The following is an 8,472-nucleotide window of genomic DNA, read 5'->3' on the forward strand; positions in this document are numbered from 1 at the left end:
GTCCCACCGGGTCCGAAGTTCCTTCTCCTTACTTCGGTCCCACCGGGTCCGAAGTTCCTTCTCTTTACTTCGGTCCCACCGGGTCCGAAGTTTTACGCTTTCCTTATTTCACATTATAGCACAAAACCAAAATTTTTACGCTTGTGGTCTCATTTCAACTTCAAAATTAAAATCCGAATTGTTTATCTCATAGTTTTTGTTCCCTGTCGGGTTCGGTGTTTATTACTGAAAAGAAAATATGTACCCGCAGATCCACTTCGGACCCGGCGGATCCGAAGTTATTTTCAAAATTATATTTCCAATTCTTCTGCACAGATTTCCGCTTCTTGACTTCCCTCCAGTATAGGTTCTTCAAGCCTTAATTGTTTCCCCATTAATTTTTTATTTAAGTTATCATAAAAATCTTTTCCATATTCTCGTTCTGTAAAACCATGATTTGGTGCTTGTTTTTGCTTCCCTTGATATTTCCCCTGATAGTCTTTCTGCTCTTTGATCGGATATAATTTTTCCCACCCATTGACTACACTTTGATTTAATATCCGTGCCTGTTTTTCTGTGTCGGGCTCCATCGATGCTACATAAGATAAGGTTGCATGAATTTGAACATCTAACAGCGGTTTCCCGATTTCCTTTCGAAACAGTACATAATCTTTCATTGCATCATTTAACTTCGGATCTTCATGGTAGATCGGCTCGTGTTCTTCCTCTTCTTGTTCCTGATTTTCTGTCTGCCCTTCTTGATTTTGTTCTTCTGACTGAATTACCTCCTGTTGTTGCTTTATTTCTTCTTGTATTTGCATTTGCTGTTCCTCCACAAGTTTGCGACGCTCTTCCTGCTGTTCTGCATATTCTTCCAATGCTTCTTGTGCTGCTGCTTCCATTTCCGTCAAAACAGGTTCAGAAAGAAACTGTTCCTGCACTTCCTCTTTTTTCAATTCTTTTTCTACATACTCCACAACTTCCTTTGCACTTTCCGGTTCTTTTTGTGTCTCCAGTTCCAATACCTTTTCCTTTACAATCTCTTCTGCTCTGGAAGACAAAATTTCCCGGATTTTAGGATTCATTTTATTTCCTACTTCTTCTGTCGGTATTGATATGTACAATTTTGCTGTATGCAGAAAAGTGTCCAATATTCTTTTTAATTGTTCCTTAATTTTATCCAACACGTCATGAACCATCATAGTATGCCTAATTTCCTGCATTTGTCCGGATGACATTGCCGGATGATTAAACTGTGTCACATCCAACCCTGTCTGCAAACCCAGTCGAATCTGTTCCATTTGATTCCCTTGATAACTTCCCACCGCATACTGTGATACATCAATACCCTTTTCTAAGCCAAGCCGAATCTGTTCTAATTGATCCGCTTGAAATCCTTTCTCAATGTATTGTTCAAATCCTTCCTGTGCAAGTCCTAATCGAATCTGCTCCATTTCATATTGGTTGAATTTCTGATTTAAATATTTCGATACATCAACTCCCTGCTCCATTCCCAAACGAATTTCTCTCATTTGCTCCGCTTGATACTCAATATTGTTGTATACACTTGTGTCAATTCCGTTTTGAATTCCTTTTTTGATTTCCAACATCTGCATATTTGTAAATTCTTTTTTTGCCATTTTATCATTCTCCTTTTCCGGTAAATCTTCTTTTTTGCCGCTTAAATTTCATCTTCTACAAGATTCTTAATAGAATGATGAGAATACGTTTGATCGGTTACTTTGCTATCGTTTCGTAATCACCGAATCATTCTATTTCTAAACTAACATCCTGTTCTGCATTCGCATCCAAAGTAGCCACGGTATTTTGAATTAACGTGGCTGTATCATAATGCTTTATGCTGTCTGTTTCCAATGTCGGCTGCGATTTTAATATCCGATTTTTGAATTCCTCTGGTGTGAAACCATATTCTGCCGCTTCATTCACAATCACTTCTCTTTCTTGATCAAGATCAACTTCATCCTCAGAGATCAATGGTTTCTCATTCTCTTCTTTTTCCAAATGCCTTTGGTATAATTGAGAAGGTTTTTCTCCCGTTATCGGTTGAATTGCCGAAATATGATTTGCGGCACGATAGGCATTTTGATTTAACTGTCGCTGCCATACTTTCATTTTAGGGGACCATCGAAATCCATTCTTTTTCAGTTCTGATCGTGTGGTCTCTTCCGGTTTTTCATCAAATATAATCTGCAGTCGATTTACTTCTTTATTTGCTACCATCTTGCCTCCTGAAAATTCCCATTCCGGATAATTCATGCTTTGATGAACCGTCAGCGTTTCCAGCCTTTGCTTTAATCGTCGGATATTCGCATTATGATTCGATAGTTGAAAACTTGCATAGGGTTTCTCCTCTCTATGCCATGGATGCTCCATTTCTTGCTGCAACTGTTTTATCTGATCTTTCGTCAGTTCTGGGCAACCATCCAAAGTTTTGTATTTTCGATAATACGCATTGACTGCTTTCATCATCGCCTGCTCTTTTTCCAATTTCTCAAGCTTTTGCTGCAGCTTTAGAACAGCATCGGGACGATCTGCAGAAATTCCCCCCTTTCCTGTACTCTGAATCTTCTGCAAGATGTGATCAATTTTCTCCCGTTCATGAGCGTTTTTATAACGTGCTGCATTCTGTTTCTCTTTTCTCCTGACAGACAAATTTCCACCTCCGGAAATCAACACAGAGGGCATACGAGCATCAATTTCAAACTGCCGATTCATATTTTCAGCAAGCTTTCGCGCATAACGATCCACGAGAGCATCAATCTTTAGATGATATATCGGATCCACCTGTTCTTTTTGATTCCTGGCAATTTCCGCAGCCCGGTTCACCAGCTTTTGATACTCAGACGTGGCACTTCCTGCTTCATAATCTGAAAAGCTATTCATTTCCTTCGCAAGTTTCGCCCCTGATTCATCAATCGGATAATAGCTTACCGGATTTTCAGATCCCTGACCTGCATAAGCTGATTGATCTGCAGCCGCAGCTTCTTCCATTTGTCTGCCTGTATCCAAAATCTCCGGTTGTTCTGCAGCCGGTTTTCGTTGGTTCCGCATTTGCGGCACTTCCGGAAGCTGATAATCCCCTCGGTTTAGCATCTCACGTCCATCTCTTACATAGCTTAACAACGCCTGATAATACGTCGTCTCTCCTGCTGTCAAAGCTTCCCCTGCATTCAGATGCTCTCTGGCACTTTGTTCCAATTGAGAAAGATTGCAATGCAGCTTCAGATATGGAATCGTTTCATTTAAGAAAGTTTCTATTTTCCCGCTTTCCTCTTCCCAGGCTTCTTTTCCTCCCAAATCTATCACATGCCTCTTCCAAGTCTCATCCTGAAGATAAAATTCGTAAAAAGATTGCATGTGCTGAATCAAGGTCCCATCTCCATCTCCAAAGTCTTGCCGTCCTTCATAGTGATCCATTTCTCCATGAAACATATACTCCACTTGAAATTTGGTTTTATCATACCCCTGCCCTGCGGAAGCTTCCCGGTCCAGTTGTCCGAAAAGTTCATTTGCTTTGGAGAACGGAAGTTTTTCTCCGGCTTCCAATTCCCCGCTTTCGCTCCAAAGAATCGTAACCTGTGGCTCCATTAAAAAATTTAACGATCTATCTGTCCCCATTGTTTTTTCTTCTGAAACACTTTGGATTCTTTCCTGCTTTTGTTCTTTTATCCGGTGCTGCTCATAATTTTCCATCAAATATTCTGAAATTCGGTCTGCCTGCCTCACCACCTGAAACAGAATATTTGGATCTTTTTTTAACATTTGAATCCACGATGAAAGGTACCCTGCATGATCTTCCATGAGTTCTCCTTTTAATTCAATCCCTAAATCCAATTGAAGAAACATGGAAGAAAGTTCTGCATTCAATTCCTCCCTGGCATATTCTTCTGTTCCAAAGCGATGCATCAAAGGTCGATTTAGTCTTGTTTCATGCCCTGTTGAATGACTCATTTCATGAAGTAATACAGACAGAAATGACTCCTGATTTTTAAAATAATCTCTTGGAGGCAGTACGATACGGTCTTGTTTTGGATCATAGAAGGCGCGATCCTGTTTCAATTCCAGAATTGCACATTGGCTGGATTTTATAAAGTCTTCGGCCGTTTGCAGCATTTGATTATGCTCCATCGGCACAATCTCCGGTAATGGCTCTATCCCATCCATTTGCTCTGCATTAAACACTCGGAAATAATTGCAAATGGGGTTTTCCAATTGTTTATGGATTTCCTCAATTTTACCCTGTTCATTTTCCTCCCGCACCGTCTTTTCAAAAATCCATTTTTCCAAAAGTACAGATTTTTCTCCTCTCCTGATATGATATCCTGCATCGGATGCCTGTCGAAATGTCAGCCATCGTGGATCCTTATACCCATTTTCATTCGCTGCATACATAAGCCTCGCACAATTTCCGCCACGATATTGATAACCGCTTAACGGATTGTAAGGACGTTGTGAAATATTTTCCCTCCACAGGGCCTTCGACGGACGGACCCCATTCTCAATCTCGGCAATGATTTTATTGACAAACTCCCGTCTTGAATCTATCACAAGTTTATTCGATAATGCCATACTTTCTTTCTCCTTTCCACTGCTTTTTTGTAGAGAATCACCGGAAGTGCCAGAAGATCGGCACATTCCGGGATTTTAAGCGATCGCCAAAGACTTTGGTAAACCCGGACTTAGCACATCGCTATTACACTAAAAAAACAGGACAGCATCTGCTTATCCTGTTTCATTTACAAGTTTACCTGTTCCAAACTTTTAATTTCTTCTCCGATCAGGTCTTCTTCCGGCACATCCAAATCCCAATCATCATCGACTCCCAACTGCTCTTTTAAATATTCTATTTCTTCTGCTGTCATCATTCCATCTCCCTTCTAAATGATTTAGATATCTAAATCATATAATACAATTGTTTTTTTCAGTTATTTACCTTTAGTTTTTTATAATTATTATTGTTTTCTTAGGGTGACATTGCGAAATAAAGAATGTAATCCGACCTTCTGTTCATAGATAAATAAGGAATTAAGGTTCTTCCAAAGACAAATTAAATTCTGTATTTTCCATTTTTCTGCCATCCAAACTTCAAAAGCATATAATAAAATCCAAACAAAGAGTGTACGTCCCTCTTTTTTCTTTTTGTACTTTTTCTTAACGAATTTAGATAATCCAAATTTTTCCAGTTTTAAACGAAGCAAAACAACAGATTCCCCATCTATCATCGAAGTCGTAACTTCCAGAAAATTTCTATAATTCAAACTTTTCAATACTGTACATAGCCGATCACCGGATACTTTTAACATTCGGCATAGTCTTTCGATTGAAAAATACATAAAACCTTCCTGATCTGCTTTTAATGTAAAATAAGATAATAAAAATTTTTCAATTTTATTAAAATTCATCGTCCGGAAAATTCTTTGAATACAGTAGTTCTTATAAGGAATCTTCACTCTCACTTCCTGCTGCATCAAAAAATTTTGAAACACAGCGGTTTCATAAATTTTATTTCTTAAATCGACATCACTGAAAAAAAACAGTTCCGTTTCTTGCTCTATTGGCGCCAAATAATAACGATTGCTAAATTGTTTCCCCATAGATTTCTGCTCTACTGTTACAATATATCCTTTTTGAGCTAAACTTTTTGTTTGTCTTTGAATGGTACGTTCAGAATATCCCGTCTCTTTTTCCATGGTGGCTACTGCCGGATAACAATATCCTTTTCGATCCATACGGCTTAACAGATTAATAAAGACACATTTTCCGGCAGTTGTAATCTGATCGTCCGCCATCACAGCTTGGAAACTTCTGAACATATCCATCGTTTTTTCCTCCCTTCTATCTCAATTTGCAGTCCTTATTCTTATCCGTGGTTTACTCGATTGCAGCTCCGGTGTCCGGTGTTGTGTCCTGTGCTTTATGTATTTCCCAATCGGAAGTATCTTTTGGTGCTTCTGTCATTTCCTCTTCGGTACTTTCCGTACTGACTTCCTGCTCCGTCTCCTTGGCTTTTCTTTCGGTCTGTGCCGGCTGAGATTTTGAGTTCTCTTTTTCCGGCTGATTTGCAATGATCGCAACGATAATAACGATGCACATCATGACAGCTGCAACAATCGCAGATATCATCTTGTGACTCTTTTCTTTCATAATTTCCTCCTATTTTCCTTCTGTTTTCACCGCATGAATATAAGTGCGATAATCTTCTTTTTCATAGCTGCATGTTACAAACGTATACACATTTCCTTTGATTTTTCCTTTGACACTTTCGCTGCTTTTTAAGATCTCTGCCTTCCATCGTTCTTTTTCTCTAATGCTTGAAAATTCAATGGGAAGTACCTTCGGCGCCGCAGCATATGCCGAAACCACCGAAAGAGAAAGCGTTTTTTCCGGAAGATACAAAAGAATTCGTTTGTGCCGTTTTACAAAGGCCGGATTACGAAATTTGACCAGTTCTGCAAACATGCTCCTATCCTTCATATGGTGTCCATAGATCACAGAGTTGTCACTGGAAAAATCCTTTTTACAATTCACATCTAAAAAAATACACCCAGAGCGATTCTGCTTTTTTGAAAAAGTTTTATGAAGATACTCTTCATTATCTTTTCCACAAACCACTGGGTAATCAATCCTTGTGCCCGGTATCTTGATCCATCCAACAATATCAGGATTCCTATTTCTTAACGCTTCAAAATCAATTCTTTCTTTTTGAAAGGTTTCTGTGGTTAATTCTTTGTATTCCATCTGTGCTTTCCGATATTCCATTTTCTTTAAAATGATCTGAGAAATACTGTAAAGCATTACGATCATACAAAGAAGCAACAGCCCATTCCATATATATTTCTTCATATCCGTCCCCCTTTTATTTTTTCGATATCACCCAGAATGGACCTCCTGCATCTGCCCCGGATCGTGCTTCATTTACAATCAAATCTAACGACCATGTTTGTTTTGTTCTTGCTCTGGAACCACAATCTGCCACTGTAATTTTTCCATCCTTAATTCCAGTTAAAACAATAAAATGTCCTTCATCTGTAAAGTGTCCTTTTGCCATGATTGCAACAACCAGCTTCCCAGATTTCAATGCCTTTACAATCTCTGTTTTACTTTTTCCAATCCCTTTGCATTTCACTTTATATTGTTTTGCCAGTCCAGGAATGACACTATGCATACTACCTGAACCTTTGACATAGTACCCATGGTTTCCTGCCCAGGTGCAAGTTTGCCTTGGCGTCACTTTTTTCCCGGATAACGTGGAAATGCAAATAGCCATGCTCGTCGGTCCGCACCCGCTATCGCCGATGGTACTCGTGCTATATGGCAGAGACTTCCATGCAGCATCCCCTTGGTTATAATAAACAACTTTTAAACCACTATTTCCATCCAGCAATAAAACTTCTGCTGAAGAATCTCCGGTGGCAATCGAATAGTACTTCATAACCTTTTCCGCATGATCCGGTGTTCCCTTTGCACCTGCCGGCATCTCTGTACGACTGTACTGCTGACTTAAAGCCAGAGTATACTTGCCTCCATGCTTTTTAATCCATGAAATCCACCGGCTCATGCCATAATTGTATCCTTGAATTGCAACTTTAATGTGATCGATATCATAAGGACTTTCTACATTTGCAGCCTTTAAAGCATCACGAAGTTCCTGAACTCCGGCATTAATACTACATTCCCCATGCCCCTTGGGAATTCCATTTAAGCAGTGACTATGCCCACCATTCTTATCTTTTGATTTTACACAATATTCCCAGTATGCTCCTTCCCCTGCCTGCATTGGATCCGGTTCATTTCCCGAGGATTCCACTTGCATTAATGCCAGCACCAAGTCAACATATCCATCCATTTTATATTTTTTACAATACTTTTCGACCGTAGGTCTCCACTGCTCTACCTTAGCAGATAACGGTGACGCCGCAACACCGCTCGTGGTTCCCATATCGCTGGCCGACATCATTACAACCAATAAAAAAAGAAGCGGTGATAATATCAATAATAACATTCGTCTTCGCTTCTCCTGATCTATCAGCTGCTGAAGCAGCATATATACATGATGTGATACCATTATCTTCCTCCTGCTGTACCAAAATATTCCCATTTATAATCCGGAATCTCAAAATTTACATGCAATCGTTTGGACCCAATCATAAATAACGCGTGACCGCGACGTTTCGACTCTAAGAGTTCTTTTTCTGCCTCCGTCAGATTATACAGATGATCCGTTTCTTCCAAATTCTTTCCATCCGTTCCAAACAAAATCTTATAACAAGGAGTATCCAAAAGCGCCTGTCCATACATTTTGACTTTTTCATCCAAAAAATCCACCACGCTATGGCTAATAATCATCAGACCGGCTTCATGCCTTATACCCCATTTGATAGACACATAGAACGAGTGGTATAATCTATCCAGAAAGTCAGGAGGAAGAATTATGGCACAGACGTACAGTATCGAATTCAAGGAAGAGGCATG

7 protein-coding genes and 1 pseudogene are annotated in these 8,472 nt (G+C 39.5%); all 8 read right to left on the bottom strand.

The features are described from left to right. Positions 1–290: 290 nt before the first annotated feature. Complete coding sequence (locus AC27EF_RS11620; protein WP_487110944.1) at positions 291–1,619, bottom strand: phage replication initiator YdaU family protein; 1,329 nt, start codon at positions 1,617–1,619, stop codon at positions 291–293. A gap of 127 nt (positions 1,620–1,746) precedes the next feature. Further along, a complete protein-coding gene (locus tag AC27EF_RS11625; protein WP_487110945.1) occupies positions 1,747–4,569 on the bottom strand; it encodes a zincin-like metallopeptidase domain-containing protein in 2,823 nt (940 codons plus the stop codon). Between the two features lie 167 nt (positions 4,570–4,736). Beyond that, positions 4,737–4,865: a hypothetical protein gene (locus AC27EF_RS11630; protein WP_487110947.1), complete on the bottom strand. Its 129-nt coding sequence runs from the start codon at positions 4,863–4,865 to the stop codon at positions 4,737–4,739. Between the two features lie 87 nt (positions 4,866–4,952). Continuing rightward, on the bottom strand, positions 4,953–5,819 hold the full coding sequence (locus AC27EF_RS11635) for a helix-turn-helix domain-containing protein (RefSeq protein ID WP_487110948.1): 867 nt from the start codon (positions 5,817–5,819) through the stop codon (positions 4,953–4,955). Between the two features lie 52 nt (positions 5,820–5,871). Further along, on the bottom strand, positions 5,872–6,144 hold the full coding sequence (locus AC27EF_RS11640) for a hypothetical protein (RefSeq protein ID WP_487110950.1): 273 nt from the start codon (positions 6,142–6,144) through the stop codon (positions 5,872–5,874). Between the two features lie 9 nt (positions 6,145–6,153). Beyond that, positions 6,154–6,843: a class B sortase gene (gene srtB / locus AC27EF_RS11645; protein ID WP_487110952.1), complete on the bottom strand. Its 690-nt coding sequence runs from the start codon at positions 6,841–6,843 to the stop codon at positions 6,154–6,156. 13 nt (positions 6,844–6,856) lie between these two features. Next, a complete protein-coding gene (locus AC27EF_RS11650; RefSeq protein WP_487110954.1) occupies positions 6,857–8,065 on the bottom strand; it encodes a lysozyme family protein in 1,209 nt (402 codons plus the stop codon). Next, positions 8,065–8,472: pseudogene (locus AC27EF_RS11655) on the bottom strand (hypothetical protein); the annotation flags it as partial. The pseudogene AC27EF_RS11655 and the gene AC27EF_RS11650, both read right to left, overlap by 1 nt.

It is taken from the genome of Anaerostipes stercorihominis (assembly GCF_057535655.1).